Annotated in this window: 16 protein-coding genes; 14 read left to right on the top strand and 2 right to left on the bottom strand. The window is 46.1% G+C overall.

Translation table 11 applies throughout. The annotated features are described in order from the left end of the window. A complete protein-coding gene (locus H7T88_RS05030; RefSeq protein ID WP_221787399.1) occupies positions 1-1,656 on the bottom strand; it encodes a putative polysaccharide biosynthesis protein in 1,656 nt (551 codons plus the stop codon). Between the two features lie 248 nt (positions 1,657-1,904). Between H7T88_RS05030 and H7T88_RS05025 the strand changes: the two genes are divergently transcribed. The 6 genes from H7T88_RS05025 (at position 1,905) to H7T88_RS05000 (ending at position 8,419) form a co-directional block, all read left to right on the top strand. Then, the gene (locus H7T88_RS05025) at positions 1,905-2,144 is read left to right on the top strand and encodes a post-transcriptional regulator (RefSeq protein ID WP_090915725.1); all 240 of its coding nucleotides are present in this window, start codon (positions 1,905-1,907) and stop codon (positions 2,142-2,144) included. A 91-nt stretch (positions 2,145-2,235) separates the two neighbouring features. Continuing rightward, on the top strand, positions 2,236-3,486 hold the full coding sequence (gene secD / locus H7T88_RS05020) for a protein translocase subunit SecD (RefSeq protein WP_090915595.1): 1,251 nt from the start codon (positions 2,236-2,238) through the stop codon (positions 3,484-3,486). Beyond that, entirely contained in the window at positions 3,476-4,384 is a 909-nt protein-coding gene (secF, locus tag H7T88_RS05015; RefSeq protein ID WP_090915593.1) for a protein translocase subunit SecF, read from the top strand. Before secD ends, secF begins: the two co-directional genes overlap by 11 nt. A gap of 73 nt (positions 4,385-4,457) precedes the next feature. Beyond that, positions 4,458-5,417 carry a cation diffusion facilitator family transporter gene (locus H7T88_RS05010; RefSeq protein WP_154983399.1) on the top strand — a complete coding sequence of 320 codons (960 nt, stop codon included), beginning with the start codon at positions 4,458-4,460 and terminating at the stop codon, positions 5,415-5,417. Positions 5,418-5,457: 40 nt separating this feature from the next. Continuing rightward, on the top strand, positions 5,458-7,866 hold the full coding sequence (gene recJ / locus H7T88_RS05005; protein ID WP_221787398.1) for a single-stranded-DNA-specific exonuclease RecJ: 2,409 nt from the start codon (positions 5,458-5,460) through the stop codon (positions 7,864-7,866). A gap of 37 nt (positions 7,867-7,903) precedes the next feature. Continuing rightward, positions 7,904-8,419, top strand: coding sequence for an adenine phosphoribosyltransferase (locus tag H7T88_RS05000; RefSeq protein ID WP_090915586.1), 516 nt, complete (start codon positions 7,904-7,906; stop codon positions 8,417-8,419). A gap of 216 nt (positions 8,420-8,635) precedes the next feature. On the opposite strand, the gene uraA is transcribed toward H7T88_RS05000, so the two are convergent. Then, positions 8,636-9,952, bottom strand: coding sequence for a uracil permease (uraA, locus tag H7T88_RS04995; protein WP_154983397.1), 1,317 nt, complete (start codon positions 9,950-9,952; stop codon positions 8,636-8,638). Between the two features lie 314 nt (positions 9,953-10,266). On the opposite strand from uraA, the gene H7T88_RS04990 reads away from it, so the two are divergent. The 8 genes from H7T88_RS04990 to aspS all read left to right on the top strand — a co-directional run bounded on the left by H7T88_RS04990 (position 10,267) and on the right by aspS (position 18,644). Further along, positions 10,267-12,444, top strand: coding sequence for a RelA/SpoT family protein (locus tag H7T88_RS04990; protein ID WP_090915582.1), 2,178 nt, complete (start codon positions 10,267-10,269; stop codon positions 12,442-12,444). 12 nt (positions 12,445-12,456) lie between these two features. Then, complete coding sequence (gene dtd / locus H7T88_RS04985) at positions 12,457-12,906, top strand: D-aminoacyl-tRNA deacylase (protein ID WP_221787396.1); 450 nt, start codon at positions 12,457-12,459, stop codon at positions 12,904-12,906. Positions 12,907-13,009: 103 nt separating this feature from the next. Further along, positions 13,010-13,177: a hypothetical protein gene (locus H7T88_RS04980; protein WP_167375617.1), complete on the top strand. Its 168-nt coding sequence runs from the start codon at positions 13,010-13,012 to the stop codon at positions 13,175-13,177. Positions 13,178-13,424: 247 nt separating this feature from the next. Continuing rightward, positions 13,425-13,931 (top strand): type 1 glutamine amidotransferase domain-containing protein, encoded by a 507-nt coding sequence (locus tag H7T88_RS04975; protein ID WP_123066288.1) that lies wholly within the window; start codon positions 13,425-13,427, stop codon positions 13,929-13,931. Between the two features lie 72 nt (positions 13,932-14,003). After that, the gene (locus H7T88_RS04970) at positions 14,004-14,450 is read left to right on the top strand and encodes a hypothetical protein (protein WP_221787395.1); all 447 of its coding nucleotides are present in this window, start codon (positions 14,004-14,006) and stop codon (positions 14,448-14,450) included. Between the two features lie 475 nt (positions 14,451-14,925). Then, positions 14,926-15,054 carry a hypothetical protein gene (locus H7T88_RS28625; RefSeq protein ID WP_260510701.1) on the top strand — a complete coding sequence of 43 codons (129 nt, stop codon included), beginning with the start codon at positions 14,926-14,928 and terminating at the stop codon, positions 15,052-15,054. 367 nt (positions 15,055-15,421) lie between these two features. Continuing rightward, on the top strand, positions 15,422-16,675 hold the full coding sequence (gene hisS, locus H7T88_RS04965) for a histidine--tRNA ligase (RefSeq protein WP_154887502.1): 1,254 nt from the start codon (positions 15,422-15,424) through the stop codon (positions 16,673-16,675). Positions 16,676-16,865: 190 nt separating this feature from the next. Beyond that, a complete protein-coding gene (gene aspS, locus H7T88_RS04960; RefSeq protein ID WP_221787392.1) occupies positions 16,866-18,644 on the top strand; it encodes an aspartate--tRNA ligase in 1,779 nt (592 codons plus the stop codon). Positions 18,645-18,656 lie beyond the last annotated feature (12 nt).

Raw genomic sequence — 18,656 nt, 5'->3', positions numbered from 1 at the left:
CTATTTTTTTTCAGATCGACGTTTGAACCATGAGCCAATGAGGGGAGCACGTGATAGGTCATGAAAGTCGATCATTTTGGTTAAACCCATGACCATAAAGTAAACAAGCAGACCGGCGGAAGTCGCAAGGATCATTCGAAACCAGAACGGAAATAGCGCAGCTGTGTGTTCATAGATAAGCAAGGTTGCAGCACCCATGATGAACATGCCAGCTCCGGTTTTGACCCAATCCATCAGCTTGAAACGAAAATTTAATAACCGGCGCACACTGCCCGCGTGTAGCAAAGTTACAACCATCGAATTAATACAGATGGCAATAACGGCACCGAATATACCGTATTCGGGCTGCGAAGCCAGCATCAGAATTAATGAAATTTTGATGACAGCACCGATAAACGTGTTTAATAATGCTTTACCCGGACGGTCGAGCGCCTGCAGCGCAGCCTGTAGTGGAGCTTGAATATAGATAAACAAGGCAAAAGGAGCCATCAGCTTTAGCATGCTTCCAATCGATGCATCATCATAGAGCAGCAGACACATCGGTTCGGCAAGCACATACATAAAAACAGAAAAGGGTGCACCAGTGACTAGAGCTAGCCGCAGAGCCTGGTGCATTCTTTTATGAATGAGCGCACGGTCACCATTGGCTGAAGCTTCTGACAGAGAGGGCACGAGTGATGTTGCGAGAGAAGAAGTCAGTGCTCCCGGAAGTAGCAACAGTGGGATTACCATTCCTTGTAATGCACCATATTGAGCTGTAGCTAGCCCTTTAGCAATACCGGCAATGGCGAGGCTCTGGGCTGTCACGATCGTTTCAGCGAGATAGGATAAAGAACCGACAAGACGACCTGCTGTAACAGGGACAGATATAGCCAGTAAACGGCGGATCAATCCTCTCTGGGAAGAGGCAGACGCTGTAGAAAACTCATCTTTCTCTAGCACTTTGGAATGGTCATCTTGTAAAGACTCTGATGAAGGAGAAGGAACCTGCTTTATACGACTACGACGAGAAAGAGGCAATTCTTTTTTAAACTTTGCATAATTCCACAGCAGAACCAGCATACCGGCGAGTTCCCCAACCATAGCACCGAGCATTGCCCCAGCGGCTGCATGTTCAATCCCTTTAGGTAACAAAAGCCATGCAAACCAGATCACAAAAATGATACGGATGATGGTTTCAGTAATGGATGAAATCGCTGTAGGCATCATATTTTGCTTACCTTGGAAATACCCCCTGTACACCGCTGAAACTGCGATTATAGCAATCATGGGGCTCATACTGACAAACGTATGATATACGCGCTCATCTGTGAGGACATATTGGGTGATCCAAGGGGCAAACAGGATGCATAAAAACATAAAAACGACACCGAGAGTAAGCGTGAAGCTAAGGCTGATCTGCAAAATACGTTGTGGCGAATAACGGTTAGCACCCGTCTCGGCTTCGGCGACAAGCTTGGCCACAGCTAAAGGAATACCTCCGGTAATCAGTGTCACCAGCACGATGAAAAAGGGATAGCTCAGTTGATAGATACCTACACCCTCTGCACCGATTACTCGTGGCAGTGCGATTCGTGGAATGAAGCCGAGAATCCGGTTGATAATGCCTGCCGCGAGCAGGATCATGGCCCCCTGAATAAATGTCTGTTTCTTCAAAACTACCCCTCTTTCCCGGTTGAAGGTACAGGTTATCCTCATTGAAGGTACTGGTTATCTCATTAATGGGACAAAGCCGTTGTACTTCATCCTATGCCGGTCTTTCATCATCTCATGACAACTTGGACACGATTAACAAAAAGAACCATAAACGAGAAGAAGGAATATGAAAGGGTGAGGTCGAATGATGTAGTATTGGTGCCGCATAAAGGCTCGGATGTAAGAAGGGAGGCTCCCCGTTGGAAGAAATGAATGATGTGGAGTTGGAACAGTCAATAGAGATACTCTGCCGAAGTAAGGCGGAGGAATTAAGGCTTGTCGGTTACGAATATGTCACCAGCCAAGATGTCTGGAATTGTGTCAGTCATAAATACGAAAAACAGGGTATTCCACCGCTTCACCAACTGGTGAACGACATATTGTCACTGAAAGCAACAAGCTTTATGAACTTTATGACGGTGTCTGCATACCGGGGGTCCACTTTCTAGTTGAAAGGGATCTTTTTTGTTGAAAATTGACTGCTTTTTACGGCATCGCTATAATAGGAATATTGAGAACGAAAGGGGATCTAGGAACGGCATGAAAAGAATTATCAGTTTCATTCTGGTCGTGCTTGTCACCACAGGGGTTATGGTGGGTACAAGCCCGGAGCTGCTCAAAAATATACGCTTGGGCCTTGATTTAAAAGGAGGCTACGAGATCTTATATGAAGCAGAGCCGCTCGAAGCAGGGCAACAACTCAGCAAAGCTTCCTTGGTGCAAACAGCCAAAAGCCTCGAAAGCCGAGCCAATGCGCTCGGAACAAGTGAGCCGGAAGTAACTACAGAAGGAACCAACCGGATTCGGTTGAAACTGGCAGGGGTTACAGATGAGGCTGAGGTTAGAGCCAAAATGAAAGAACCCGCTGTTCTGACATTCCGTAGTAAAGCACCGGATGACAAAGAAGGCGAGTACTCCAAAATTGAGCTTCGCGGTAATGAGTTTGTCGAAAATGCGGCCAAAGTTGTCTTCACTCAATTAAATGAGCCGATGATCGACATTAAAGTAAAAGACAAAGCCAAGTTTTCTGAAATCACAAAACGTCTGATCAATAAACCTCTTGCGATCTATCTGGATGATCAATTGCTGTCAGCACCCGAAGTTAGACAACAATTGACTGACGGATCCGCTCAAATCTCAGGTTCCTATACACGTGAAGAAGCGAATCAGCTTCGTGATACTATTAACCTGGGTGCACTGCCGCTGAAACTTACGGAGAAATACTCCCAAAGCGTAGGCGCAACGCTCGGTAAGTTGTCTCTGGATCAGACGATCAAAGCCGGTTTGATTGGCTCTGTCATCATCCTGATCTTCATGATTGGACTGTATCGCATCCCAGGTATCATCGCGAGCTTTGCACTGATCACCCATACGTGGTTAGTCCTTGCCATTTTCTATCTTGGAGAATTCGTGCTTACCCTACCGGGGATTGCGGCCTTCATTCTGGGTATAGGTATGGCGGTTGATGCAAACATCATTACGTACGAACGGATTAAGGAAGAGATGCGTAGCGGCAAATCCATTTTGTCATCCGTTAAAGCCGGCGGTAAACATTCCTTCCGTACGATTATTGACTCCAATATCACAACCATTATTGCGGCAGCTGTAATGTTCTTCTTGGGTACTGGTGCAGTTAAAGGTTTTGCGCTCGTACTGATTTTCGATATTGTGACCAGTATCATCACGAATATTTTCTTCTCCCGCTTCCTGTTAGTCCTGCTTGTAAGGGGTAACGTAGTCAAGAAGCCTAAGTATTTCGGAGTGAAGGAGAGTGAAATTCGTGCGCTTTAATTGGAATTATGATTACGTAAAAGGCAGTAAATTTGCCTATATCTTTTCGATCATTTTGACGGTGGCGGGGATCGTAAGTATTCTCGGACTGGGGCTTAATTACGCAGTTGATTTCAAATCAGGTTCCAACGTAGATATTACGGTATCCAAAGCGATTACTACAGAGCAAATTAATCCAATCATCAAGAACATGGGTGTAAATGAAGGTGATGTACACATCACGCCTGGCGCAGATCGGGTCAATGTTCGTTTTTCCAATGTACTGGATGAAAATATGGAGAGCAAATTCAAGCAGGAATTTAGCAAGCTGGACTCCACAGCTTCTTATGAGGTCAACACCGTTGATCCGGAGATGGCGAAGGAACTGGAGCGCAACGCGATCTATGCCGTTCTCATTGCGAGTATCGGGATTATGATCTATGTGGCTATCCGTTTTGAATGGCGCTTTGGTCTTGCAGCTGTTATTGCACTCTTCCATGATGCTTTTGTCGTTATCAGTGTATTCTCCATCTTCCGATTGGAAGTGGATTTGACCTTTATTACAGCAGTGCTGACGATTGTCGGTTTCTCGATCAACGATACCATCGTTATCTTTGACCGGATTCGTGAAAATCTGCGTTTTGCCAAAAAGACAACAAAAGCTGATTTACGTGAGGTTGTGAATCATAGTTTGGCTCAAACGATGACCCGTTCATTGAACACAACGTTTACGGTATTTGCTGCTTCAATCTGTTTGTTCATCTTTGGTGGAGAGTCCATTCGTATGTTCTCACTTGCAATGGTCATCGGAACATTGTTCGGTGCTTATTCTTCAATCTTCATTGCTGCTCCACTCTGGTTGGTGCTTAAAGGTAAACAAATTAGCAAACCTAAAACAGCGGCAAAAGCTTCTAACTAAACATCGGAATGTAAAGCCGCGTCTGCCAGGCGCGGTTTTGCAACGTTAAGTACAGAATTAAGGGGGAATCAACATGACAAGAGAAGCTGGTCGGTCCGCACAAGCGGCAACATGGAGCGGGATCGTCGGAAACTTGGCACTTGCAGTCATCAAAACAGGAGTAGGATACATGGCGAATAGTAAATCTTTGCTGGCCGATGGTTTGTATTCTGCCTCTGAAGCTGCCTCTTCTCTGGTTGCTCTTTTTCCCTCACGATCTGTACAACCCAAAGGCAAGATACAAAAGGAGCGGCTAAGAGAACATGCAAGGGCTGCGAAACCGGGCATGACGGTTCTGCTAGCGGTGCTTATTTTGATGGGAGGCCTACAGCTGGCTATCTCCGCATTAAGCAGCCTATCGAGTGGTGAACTCGAAGCACCTGGAAAGTCTGTTCTTTTGGTAGCTGTTGCTGCGTTAGCTGTGAAAGAAGCTATATTTCAATTTCAGTACCGATATTTCCGTAAACGAAATCAGTCCCAAGCTATGTCGTATGCCTTGCAACACCGACGTGCATTATATTGTTCACTAGCGGTTTTAATAGGTATTATCGGCGCGATGGCAGGGGAAGAAACCGGTTTGAGTCTGCTGTTGTACCTCGATCCAACCGCTGCTCTTATTGCTTCTGGTTTCATTTTGTATAAAGGGTATCGAATGATTGTAGACACGGTCTATGGTTCACTTGTTCAAGAACTTGAGCAGGAGGATGCTACGGACTACAAAGAAACAGTACAACGGGTATACGGTATTATCACGATTGAACATTTGGTTGCACGGGAGCAGGAACATGATGTTACCATTGAGTTAGTTGTTAGTGTGAATCCCAGAATCTCCATATTGGAGGCGCAAGAAATTGCAAACCGAGCCAAGACATTGCTGTTAACACGTTTTAGTCATGTAAAAGAAGTTCAGATCCAGGCTATACCCTATGATCCTGGATATCCTTATAAATCCAATCATGAACTGCCTGATCATGAAGCGACATTAATTCAGTGATGGCGCTGGGATCTCGTAGATCAGGAAAGGAGCGTTAGCGTTGCTATATTCGCAATATCGGTGGAATACACCACATATCAATCTGGAGGCGGCTGCGGCACTATCGCAGGCGCTTTCCGTTTCCCCTCTAGTAGGACGTTTGCTTGTAAGCCGAGGTGTGCACAATGAAGAGGGGGCAGAACGTTTTTTACATCCTGATTTGAATCAGATGCACGATCCTTATCTGCTACTAGGCATGTGTGAGGCCATTCCTCGAATCAAGCTGGCATTGGAGCGAGAAGAACATATTTTAATTTATGGAGATTATGATGCCGATGGAGTATCCAGTACATCGCTCATGATCCATCTGATGCGTCATTTGGGGGCCTCATACGATATCTATATTCCTCATCGCTCGAATGAAGGTTACGGTCTTCATAATCATGCTTTGGACTGGGCTCAACAACAAGGGGTTACATTAATTATTACTGTCGATACGGGAATCAGTGCTGTAGAACAGATTGCTTATGCTGCGACACTGGGGATCGAAGTGATTGTCACGGATCATCACGAACCCCCTGAGATTTTGCCAGAGGCGTACGCACTGATAAATCCGAAACTACCGGGGTGTCCGTATCCGTTCAAGGGCCTGGCTGGGGCTGGTGTAGCGTTGAAGGTTGCTCAGGCATTGATCGGTGAGGTACCAGGTGAATGGATGGAGATTGCGGCGATTGGAACGGTAGCTGATTTGATGCCGCTTGAGGGCGAGAATCGGGTGATCGTCAGTTACGGGATTGAATCTATGAGAGGTTCCAAACTTCCTGGAGTTAGTGCCTTACTTGAGATTAGTGGTGTGGATCAAAGCCAGGTGACATCCATTAACATTGCTTTTGCCATGGCTCCACGTATTAATGCTAGCGGCCGATTAGATCATGCGGGAAGAGCGGTATCGCTGCTCACGACGGAAGATTTGGATGAAGCTCATACCCTTGCGGGACAGCTGGATCTACTCAATCGAGAGCGGCAACAAGTCGTGGAGGGTATTCTACAGGAAGCGACAGCACAACTGGAACAGAAAATTGAGCAACGTTCCGGAGCTGTGCCGGATGTTATCGTACTGGCGGGTGAAGGGTGGAATGTCGGTGTAGTCGGCATTGTGGCTTCCAAGTTGCTGGAGCGATACTATCGTCCAACACTAATTCTGGGAATTGATCCCGAGAGTGGCATCTGCAAAGGATCCGCGCGTTCCATTGAGGGTCTGGATATTTATGAGGCACTTACCGTGAACAAAAACAGTATGGATCATTATGGTGGACATCCTGCGGCTGCAGGAATGACGTTGCATCGTGATCAATTGGAAGAGCTTGAGGCGGGCTTAAATGAATATGCCGCGACGGTACTAACAGAAGAAGACTTTGTACCTCAGCGCTTGGCTGATGATGAATGCAGAATTAGTGATGTGCCCCTCAAGGTGATTCAGGAGATTGACCGATTACAGCCGTTTGGTATGAGTAATCCATCGCCACGTTTTGTATTGAGAAAGGTGACTGTCAAGGAAACCAGAACCATGGGGCGGGAAAAGCGCCATTTGAAGCTGGTTCTTGAACAAGACGGTCAGCAGTTGGAAACTGTTGCTTTTGGTAAGGGAGCACTGGCTGAATTTCTCTCCCCCGGTTCTGTCATCGATGTGATGGGGGAACTGTCGATCAATGAATGGAATGGCATGAGAAAGCCACAGATGATGCTTCAGGACATCCACGTTCCTGGGTCACAAGTGTTTGATATGCGTGGACATGCTGAGCCGCTGATCGCAATGAAGCACTTCCTGAGTGCGCTTGACGTACATCTGCGATATAAAGCGGGGTCGATTGGGGCCATTGTTCGAAAAGAAACCAATGTTTCTGAGGGAAATTCATTGTATGAACCGTGCCTTTGGGTATATGATAGAAAGGTCGGGTTATTTCCGTGTAATGCTGCCGCAGAGCAGTATGGGCAGGAAGAAGTCCGGACGTTATTTGTGTTTGATACGCCGGAAACTCCGGAACAACTTGATGCAATGCTGGCTTTGTTCAGCGGAGCTGAGAATATCATCCTTCTGCATGGATCAGGCAACCGTCGAGACCGACTTCAGATGCCTTCCAGAGAACTGTTTAAGCGATTTTATATGCTGGTGTTCAAATGGAAAGCGGAACCTGTGGAGGAACAAGAGATAACTCCTGTGCTCAGTCGTCAGTGTGGTTGTTCTACGCGTATGATCACGATGATGCTTGATGTTTTTGAAGAGCTGGCCTTCATTACTCGGAAGGACGGCAAAATCGTGGTTGCGGAAAGCCCGCCAAAACGTGATTTAACTTCAGCACGTCATTATCAGGCGCTGGAAAACATGGCCGAGACAGAACAGGTGATGCTAGATGCAGCTACACCTCAACTGACACAATGGATGGTATCCCGGATGAAGGGCGTATCTTAGATGGAAGTTTGTGTATTTATTTTAGGAGGAGATTATTTTGGATTTTAAAGAGTATATTCGTGTCATTCCTGACTTTCCACAACCGGGAATCAGCTTCAAGGACATTACAACATTGTTGAAAGATGGAGAAATGTACCGCAATGCGATCAATGAACTGAAACAGATGGTATCTGAACTGAAAATTGATGTCATTGCTGGACCTGAAGCACGCGGTTTCGTTGTGGGCGCCCCACTGGCATACGCTCTTGGCGTTGGTTTTGCTCCAATTCGCAAAAGTGGAAAATTGCCTGGAGCGACAATCGAAGCAGGGTATGATCTCGAATATGGCAAGGATACACTTGCAATGCATACAGATGCAATCGAGAAAGGGCAAAATGTCCTGATCGCAGATGATCTGCTCGCAACGGGTGGAACCATTGCAACTTCCATTAATCTGATTGAACAATTGGGCGGTAATGTGGTAGGTGCTGCATTCCTGATTGAATTGACAGATCTGAATGGCCGCGGCAAATTGCCTGAGAATATGAGTGTATTTACGTTGATGAACTACTAAACGTAAATCAACTTATGAGTTGCTGTGAGTTATGAAAGTTGACTTCCCAAGTTTCCCGGGAAATTATATACAGCATTAATGATTAGCAAAAAGCCTGCTTCTCCAACGTCTTAAGTTGGGGAGGCAGGCTTTTTGAATTTACTTTTTTTGAAGAAGAAATACGTTCTCTACATTGAGATAAAGCACACCCGAACTTGCATTCTTTTCATGTGATGCTTAGTCAGGTGTTTTTTCGATAATTGGTTGTTTCTTACTGTCTTCGTTCAATAAACCAAGTACCTCAAACAATTTGAACAACAGACTGAGAAGCATTCCGGCAATCGTAGCCAGCGCCATGCCTTTCAGATGTACACCATAGAAGGAAACTTCCGTACCGCTAAGTCCGATAACTAATACGAGTGTAGTCAGGAGCAGATTTGTTGGTTTGGCGAAATCCACTTTTTGTTCAACCAAGATGCGTAGACCGGAAGCCGCAATGACTCCGAACAGAAGCAGGGAGACACCACCCATAACCGGTACTGGAATGTTCGCAATAAGTGCTGAGAACGTGCCGGAGAAAGAGAGCAGGATGGCAATGACCGCTGCACCACCGATAACATAAATGGAGTAGACACGAGTCAGAGCCATAACACCGATGTTTTCGCCATATGTTGTATTCGGTGTGGACCCCACGAAACCGGATAGAATTGTAGACACACCATTACCAAGCAAGGAACGATGCAGTCCAGGGTCTTTGGACAAATCTTTGCCCACAATGCTACTGGTGACAAGTAGATGCCCGATATGTTCGACGATAACGACGAGTGCTACCGGTAAAATCGTGAAGATGACGGACCAATCAAATGTAGGTGTAGTTATAGTTGGCAGAGAGAGGAAATCTGCGTTAGCAATTTTATCTGTGTTCACTTCTTTTAAAAAGTACCCGAGGGCATAACCGGACACAATACCGATTAGGATATGAATAATTTTAGGAAAGCCGCGGAAGGTTACAGCACCGATGACGGTGATTCCTAACGTGACCATGGATAAAATAATAGGTTTGGCTTGAGGAACCCAACCGGGGTTGTTCACAGGATCAGAATTAATGAGACCCGCCATTCCGGCGGCGACAGGTACAAGCTCCAGACCAATCAAGGCAACGATCGCGCCCATTACTGCTGGAGGAAATACAACATTAATCCAGCTTGTGCCGGCATATTTAATGATGAGTGCTACGAGGCAGAACACAACTCCTGTTACGATAAAAGCTGCGAGAGCCATGGAGTAACCATTCTCTGGATGGCCTTTCAAAACAGCCATAACCGGTGCAATAAAAGCAAAGCTTGATCCGAGATATGCGGGGATTTTTCCTTTACACATCAGAATGTACAGTAGCGTACCAATTCCGTTCATCAACAGAATCATGCTAGGGTCCACTCCGAACAAGTTAGGTACAAGTACTGTACTGCCAAACATAGCGAACAAATGTTGCAAACTCAATAATGCACCTGGGCCAAAAGGCATCTTCTGATTAACTTGAATTTCGCGTTGCAACGAATCTCATCTCCTTTTCCGATACACAAACTTTCAATAGATTACAGAGTTTCTTTCAAATTAGCAATAACAATTTTCAGGATTGGACTGTAAATCACTTATTTTCTCAAATTTCCCTTCTATTTCAGCAATTATCGGCAATAATGGATAACAACTGAGACTTTTTAAAAATTGGATAAACGCTCTTATTCGTCAGCAGTTGACGGGAAACGGGCAAGGCGTCATAATTATAGGAAATTACTTTTACGGGGAACCTGTGTTGATGTATTGTCACGGGTTCCATTTTGTATAGAAAGGACACGGAACAGATCAGAATGGGCATAGAGCAATTACTCGAGAAGGCCGGGGCGTATATCAAAGAACCCGATCTGGTGCGCATAAGAGAAGCTTACGAATTTGCTGATCAGGCTCACCACGGACAGACGCGAAAATCGGGAGAACCGTATATTCTGCATCCGCTTGCGGTTGCCGACATTGTTGTGAATATGCAGATGGACACCATCTCCATTATTGCAGCACTTCTTCATGATGTAGTAGAGGACACTACGGTGTCGCTTGAAGAGATCCGCACTCATTTCGGCAATACGTGTGCCATGCTTGTTGACGGCTTGACGAAGCTGGAACGCATCCAGTTTCGCTCCAAGGAAGAACAGCAGAACGAGAACTACCGCAAAATGTTCATCGCCATGGCGCAGGACATCCGTGTCATCGTGATTAAATTGGCTGACCGTCTGCATAATATGCGGACCCTCAAATTTCAGTCGGAAGAGAGCCAGCGCCGGATCTCGTATGAGACACTGGAGATTTTCTGTCCGATTGCAAACCGTTTGGGGATCTCTGCGATCAAATGGGAAATGGAGGACATCGCCCTCCGTTATTTGAATCCGCAACAATACTACCGTATTGCAAATCTGATGCATAAGAAACGTGCAGAACGTGAGCAGTACATCGACACGGTAATGGACGGTATTACAAGTAAGCTCGAAGAGATGGGCATTCAAGCAGACTTGTCTGGCCGCCCGAAACATATCTATAGTGTGTTCAAAAAAATGACGACCAAGAACAAGCAGTTTAACGAGATTTATGACCTGCTTGCGATTCGTATTATTGTGGATAATATCAAGGATTGTTATGCTACGCTCGGCATTATCCACACATTATGGAAGCCGATGCCTGGACGATTCAAGGATTATATTGCCATGCCAAAAGCCAATATGTATCAGTCCTTGCATACAACCGTGGTGGGGCCTAACGGGGAGCCAACCGAGGTGCAGATTCGTACCTGGGATATGCACCGTACAGCCGAGTTTGGTATCGCGGCACACTGGGCTTATAAAGAAGGAACTGCGGCAGGGCCTCAGTTTGAAGATAAAATCACCTTTTTCCGGGAAATTCTTGAACTTCAAAATGAAGCGCAGGATGCTTCCGAATTTGTCGAATCGCTCAAAATGGATTTCTTCTCCGATCTGGTGTTTGTATTTACGCCAAAAGGGGAAGTTATTGAATTGCCAAGTGGCTCCGTACCGCTAGATTTTGCCTACCGCATTCATACTGAGGTGGGAAATCGAACCATTGGTGCCAAAGTAAACGGCCGAATTGTTCCGCTCGACTATCATCTCAAAACGGGCGATATTATCGAAATTTTAACTTCCAAGCATTCTTATGGTCCAAGTCAGGACTGGTTGAAAATTGCGAAATCTTCCCATGCACGGGCGAAGATCAAACAATGGTTCAAGAAGGAACGTCGTGAAGAGAACGTAGAAAAAGGCCGGGAGAGCTGCGAGCGAGAGCTGAAACGTATGGGACTTGATCCTTCTGCGTGGATGACTGATGACAAGCTAATGGAAGCGGCCAAGAAATTTGCGTTTAATGATATCGATGATATGTTAGCGGCGGTTGGTTTTGGCGGGATTACAGCCGCTCAGATCGTCACAAAAGCAACGGAGAAGCTCCGTAAAGAGCAGGAAGAATCCAATCTGCTGGAACTGAATTCCGAGATGCGTGAACTGAAGCCGGCTCCTGAACGCAGAAACAGACCAACCAACGGTATTCGTGTCAAAGGCATTGATAACCTGCTGGTTCGCTTTGCGAGGTGCTGCAACCCTGTGCCTGGAGATGACATTATCGGTTATGTTACACGCGGCCGCGGCGTTTCTGTGCACCGCAGTGACTGTCCAAATATCCCTACAAGTGCGGATGGAGAAGAGGCAGCACGGGTAATTGAAGTCGAGTGGGAAGAGAATATCGAATCGAGCTACAGTGTCGATATTGAGATTACAGGTCATGATCGCAATGGACTGCTCAACGAGGTGCTTCAGGCTGTTTCCGAAAGTAAAACGAATATATCTGCTGTCACCGGACGGACGGATAAAAATAAATTAGCATTGGTGCACGTCACCATTCTGATTCGTAATACAGATCATTTGCATGCCGTTGTGGAACGAATCAAACGGGTGAAGGATGTTTATTCTGTACACCGAATTATGCAGTAAGGAGTCCGTAAGATGAGAGTGCTGGTACAACGCTGTAAAGAGGCTCAAGTAACCGTGGGAGATGAATTGACAGGCAGAATCGAATCCGGTTTAATGCTGCTTGTAGGCATAACTCATGAGGACACGGAGAAAGATGCGATCTACTTGGCAGATAAAATTAGCGGGCTTCGCATTTTCGAGGATGAACAGGAAAAGATGAATCTCAGCCTGCTGGATGTAGGTGGTGCAGTTTTGTCCGTTTCACAGTTTACGTTGTATGGTGATTGTCGTAAAGGCAAACGCCCAAGCTTTGTTGCGGCGGCTCGTCCAGAAGCAGCTGAACGTTTGTATGAAACGTTTAATCAGTTGTTGCGAGATAAAGGGATTCAGGTGGAAACGGGACGTTTCGGAGCGATGATGGATGTTACGTTTACGAACTGGGGACCGGTTACCCTTATGTTAGAAAGTCCTCCGCGAGACTGAGATTCGCATAAATGCGCAGTGAAGGGGTCATAATGAGAGAGAAGTAAACGTTGGTATCACATTGTAGTTGTAACTTTGTTGACCAAAGGAGTTTCTCTTAATTATGCGCCAATCTGCAAAAGTAACCAAAAACCAGAACGAGCCGCTAATGATGCCTGGCAATCTGGCGGAGTCACTTCAACTTGCCCGCTCTGCCGCTGCTCATGTGTCCACATTGTGGATGTTGCAAACTTCAGATAAAGACAGGCAGGAGCATCATCCACGACCATAGCTCAACCATTCAATAAAACAAAATAGTTATGCTCAAAACCCCGGTTGTTTAACAATCCGGGGCTTTTTGCTGTTATGATTCACATTTCATCTCGGAGGCAGGTCGCAAAATCAATTCAAAATGTATGGATTGTTATAAAAGTCTCTCCTTGGGGTAATAACAAAACGAGGCACAAAAGAAGTGCCAAGGATAGAATTAATCTCTCTAGGTTTAATCACATTCGAATACGGAAAGGAGACCATAGATCATGAGTAAAGTTGCTTTTTTGCTTGCGAATGAGTTTGAGGATTCAGAAATGAAGGTTCCGTACGATGAGGTGAAGAAGGCCGGACATGAGGTACACATTATCGGGTTAAAAGCGGGCGAAACGCTTCAAGGCAAGGGCGGCAAGGCTTCATATACGACAGACAAAGCGATCTCAGAGGTTCATGCGTCAGATTATGATGCAGTCGTTATTCCGGGTGGGTCGTCGCCGGAAAATTTGCGAACAGACGCAAATATCCTGAAATTTGTTACAGAAATCAATGCGGCTAACAAACCAATCGCTGCAATCTGCCATGGTCCGCAAATTTTGGCTAGCGCAGATCTGCTCAAGGGACGAACAATTACATCTTATCCTCCACTCAAGGATGACATGGTCAACGCAGGAGCCGACTTCAAGGATCATGAAGCGGTTGTCGATGGGAACTACATTACTTCCCGTACACCTGAAGATGAACCAGCATTTGTTCGTGAATTGATGAAAGTAATATAAGCATTAAAGGGTAAACTGAATACGTTGATGGCATTCTAATGATATATTTTATTCCATAAAGGAGGGTTTGACATGGCAAAACATATTCAGGCGTATTTTCGAACCGAGGACGAGGCAGAGGGTGCAAGAACTTCACTATTGACGTTCCATACCGAGCAGCTTGAAGTAGGTCAACTGGATGCTGCCATTGGCAGGGATACACGAGTTATGGTTCCACTGGTTCCTTATAATACGGCTGGTGGTGTAGGCACGAACGGTGCTATGGGTGTAGGGGCAGCTCCTGGGGTTCCAGCTAGCGAAAATGTAATTCCAGTTGTCACTGATGTCAATCGTGACGCTGAACGCGATCCCCGCAACAGAGTGAACGAGGACGGAGATATGCTGGATGCCTCAGATGTGACTTCGGCCGATTATAGTGACCTGCATTATGTTCTGTCTGCCAAAGTAAGAGATGAGGATTATGATGCGATTGTTCATAAGCTTCGCTCTAACCATGCCTATGTGGAAGAACTCGATTAAATCAATAGATATTAAGCTAGCCCTTACGTTGCCCGGTCTTCAATTGCCGGGAAGACGTAAGGGCTTTTAATTATATGCGAAGATTTGTTGCATACTGCAAATGTGCTGGCGAAAAAGAAAAGATGTTGTGGGAAAAACCGATATTAAAGCGCTATCATTTTTGTAATATTACTGTAATATTAGTAACACAAGCCTTTAACAATGTGCGTTTATAATAACAGACATGACCCCCTTTTTTTATATATCCTTTGAACCTGCACACCGTGTGCAGGTTATTTTTTTCTGTTTTTTTTCTATCTTAGGATGTTAGCCCTTGACTTTAGTACTGCGGTTCATTACAATCAGAAAATAATACGTTGACTGTAGTCAACAAAAGTCGTTTTTTTTGAAACATATGACTGATTTGATGACGGGACCAAGTACTCCGTACCCACATGACCAGAGAGGAATCCCCAAGGCTGTAAGGATTCTCTTGATGAGCGGACGAATGACTTCCCCGAGAACAGACGGCGAACAAGGCAGAGAGAATCTGCGGATCTTAGTAGCCGGCCTGCGCATGACGTGCGTTAAACGTAGAGCGGAAGAGCTGTTGATCTGGATGTAGCATTGAAAACATCCTGACGTAATAGCAATAACCTGAACGGCTACAGGCTCAGGCTTCCGGAATGTGGGTGGTACCACGGGTGAATGTATATACAATCTCTCGTCCCTTTGTTTGCTTTTGATAAGCACACAGGGCGAGGGATTTTTTTGTTTTCACGTTGATTCTCCCTGTACACCGGAACGTAGAGTGTAGAACCAATCTGTAGAAGCGAAGCGTTCGCCTTTATCCCCGGATTTTAAACATTTTGAAATTGGATCAAAAAAAATCCGGGGATAACAGCGATCGGAAGATGGTACTACAATCGAAGTGGTCAAGTGTACATTGAGAATTAACGTTTACAGAGAAAATCAATGCTGGAGGGATACAGATGGGTTTTCAGAAACCGACAGGAACGCAGGATTTGCTGCCTGGTGTAGTGGAGAAGTGGCAGTATGTAGAAGAAAAAGCACGGGATCTGTGTCGACGTTTTAATTATCGCGAGATTCGCACGCCGATCTTTGAGCAAACGTCTTTGTTTGTACGCGGCGTAGGAGAAACGACAGATATCGTTGAGAAAGAAATGTATACCTTTGATGACAAGGGCAATCGTAGTATGACACTTCGTCCGGAAGGAACAGCTGGCGTAGTTCGTGCTTACGTAGAAAATAAGCTATATGGCGAACCGGATGTGAGCAAGCTGTATTATATCGGTCCGATGTTCAGGTATGAGCGTCCGCAGGCTGGTCGTCAGCGTCAGTTCCACCAGTTCGGTGTAGAAGCTCTTGGTGCAGTTGATCCGGCAATTGATGCTGAAGTTATTGCACTTGGTTATCAATTGTGTGTGGAGCTTGGCCTAAAGGATGTCAAAGTGGAAATTAACTCGGTGGGGAATGCAACTAGTCGGGCGGAATACCGCGAGACACTGCTGGGTTTCCTTAGACCAATGAAAGATACGCTTTGCAAAGACTGCCAGTCCCGGATGGAGCGTAACCCGCTACGTGTACTGGATTGTAAGGTGGATCAGGATAAATTCGTTGGGGCTCCGTCCATCTTGGACAGCCTGGATGAAGAATCATTGAGTCATTTTGCTAAACTACAAGCGTACCTGGACGATTTCGGCGTAGACTATGCGGTGAACAACCGTCTGGTGAGAGGGCTGGATTATTACACCCTGACTGCATTTGAGCTAAAAGCACAAGGCATTGGAGCCATTGATACCGTTGGTGGGGGCGGCAGATATAACGGTCTGGTTGGCGATATTGGCGGACCGGATCAGCCGGGCATCGGCTTTGGTATTGGTCTGGAGCGTATTCAGCTCATTCTGGAGCACCAGAATATTGAAGTAACTACACTGGCTCCGCTCGACGTATATTTCGTCGCTCTTGGTGAGTCAGCGGATCGTGAGGTCAATCGACTTTTGTTCAAGTTACGTCAATCCGGCTTATCTGGTGAGCGTGATTATCTGGGCCGTAAGATGAAAGCACAGATGAAATCGGCTGACCGTTTCAAAGCTCGCTACACGGCGATCCTTGGGGATGACGAACTGGAGCGTGGCGAGATTTCACTCAAAGCGATGGATACAGGTGAGCAGCAGACCGTGAAACTGGATGATCTGGTTGCTACGGTACGCGGAAATAATTAAGAACCTAAGATGGAATGACAATTGTAGAATCGGCAAGTGGCTATGGTGAAAGGATTCCGGTTGTACGGATGGTAATCTCCAGAGACAGGATGCCTTTCGAATAATAAATCTTTACGCAACCGGATTGTGGGTGGCATGCTACAAGCTTGTCTTACACAGAACGGAAATTTAACATAAGAGGAGTTTGGTTATGAAAAGAAGTCATCATTGCGGCGCATTAACAAACGCACATATCGGTGAAACAGTAACATTGAACGGCTGGGTACAGACCCGCCGTGACCTGGGGGGCGTACTCTTCATCGATCTGCGTGACCGCAGCGGAATTGTACAAGTTGTGTTTAACCCGGCATATTCCGGTGAAGCATTGCAAATCGCAGATCGTGTACGCAGTGAATATGTCATTGCGGTAACAGGTAAAGTGGTTAAACGTGATGCAGAGACCGTAAACAAAAACTTGCCAACAGGCGAGATCGAAGTTCAAATTACCGAAATCGAAGTGTTGAACGCAGCCAAAACACCTCCATTCTTCATCGAAGATGGCGTTGAGGTAGATGAATCCCTGCGTTTGAAATATCGTTACCTGGACCTGCGTCGTCCGGAAATGTTCGAAACATTAAAACTGCGTTCCAAAGCGTCTAAAGTGTTCCGTGATTATCTGGACGGAGAAGAGTTCGTTGAGGTAGAAACACCAATCTTGACCAAGAGCTCGCCGGAAGGTGCGCGTGACTATCTCGTACCAAGCCGTGTGCATGAAGGTGAATTTTTCGCTCTTCCACAATCCCCACAAATCTACAAACAATTGTTGATGGTTGGTGGACTTGAGCGTTACTACCAAATCGCACGTTGTTTCCGTGATGAGGACTTGCGTGCAGACCGTCAACCGGAATTCACTCAAGTCGACATCGAGACGTCCTTCTTGCAACAAGATGACCTGTTGCCGATGATGGAAAAATTGATGGCGAAATTGCTGCGTGAAACGAAAGGCATTGAGCTGGAGCTGCCTTTCCAACGGATTACGTATGCTGATGCGATGGGTAAATACGGTTCCGACAAACCGGATCTGCGTTTTGGCATGGAACTGGTGGAAATGAACGATATCGTAGCAAACAGCGGTGTGAAAGTATTTGCTTCAGTCATTGAAAAAGGCGGAGAAGTGAAAGTACTGAACGCCAAAGGCTGTGGTACATGGAGCCGTAAAGAGATCGATGACCTCGGACCATTCGCTGCCCGTTACGGTGCCAAAGGTCTCGCCTGGATTCAAGTGAAAGACGGCGAGTTCAAAGGGCCAATCGTGAAGTTCTTTACGCCGGAAGAGATTGAAGCTGTTAAAGAACGTACAGGCGCTGAAGAAGGCGACTTGTTGCTCTTCTCCGCTGACACGAAAAAAGTGGTTGCTGATGTTCTCGGTGCTCTGCGTCTGAAAATCGGACGTCAACTCGGTCTGATCGATGACAGCAAATTCAAGTTTGCTTGGGTTGTGGACTTCCCGCTGCTCGGCTATGATGAAGAAGCGAAACGTTATGTGGCGGAACACCATCCGTTCACACGTCCAAAAGACGAAGATGTACATCTATTCGACACAGATCCGGGTGCAATCCGCGCTCAAGCCTATGACCTTGTACTGAACGGTTATGAAGTTGGTGGCGGTTCGATGCGTATCTACAAGCGTGATGTACAAGAAAAAATGTTTGCTGCGCTCGGACTTACGCCAGAAGTGGCTAATGATAAATTCGGTTATTTGCTCGAAGCATTCGAATATGGTACACCACCACATGGCGGTATCGCCTTTGGTCTGGACCGTCTCGTGATGTTGCTGGCAGGACGCACAAATCTGCGTGAAACCATTGCTTTCCCGAAAACGGCAAGTGCAACTGATCTGTTGATGAATGCACCATCCGAAGTAGATGGATCTCAACTCGAACAACTTCACATCCGTGTAGCCCGTAAACCTGTCGCGGAAAAGAAATAAAGGAGGCATCGA

The organism is Paenibacillus cucumis (ex Kampfer et al. 2016), assembly GCF_019748695.1.
In the GTDB taxonomy this organism is placed as follows: Bacteria; Bacillota; Bacilli; order Paenibacillales; family Paenibacillaceae; genus Paenibacillus; species Paenibacillus polysaccharolyticus.
Note: the sequence above shows the minus strand (reverse complement) of the source record. Positions and strands in the feature narration are given on the sequence as shown.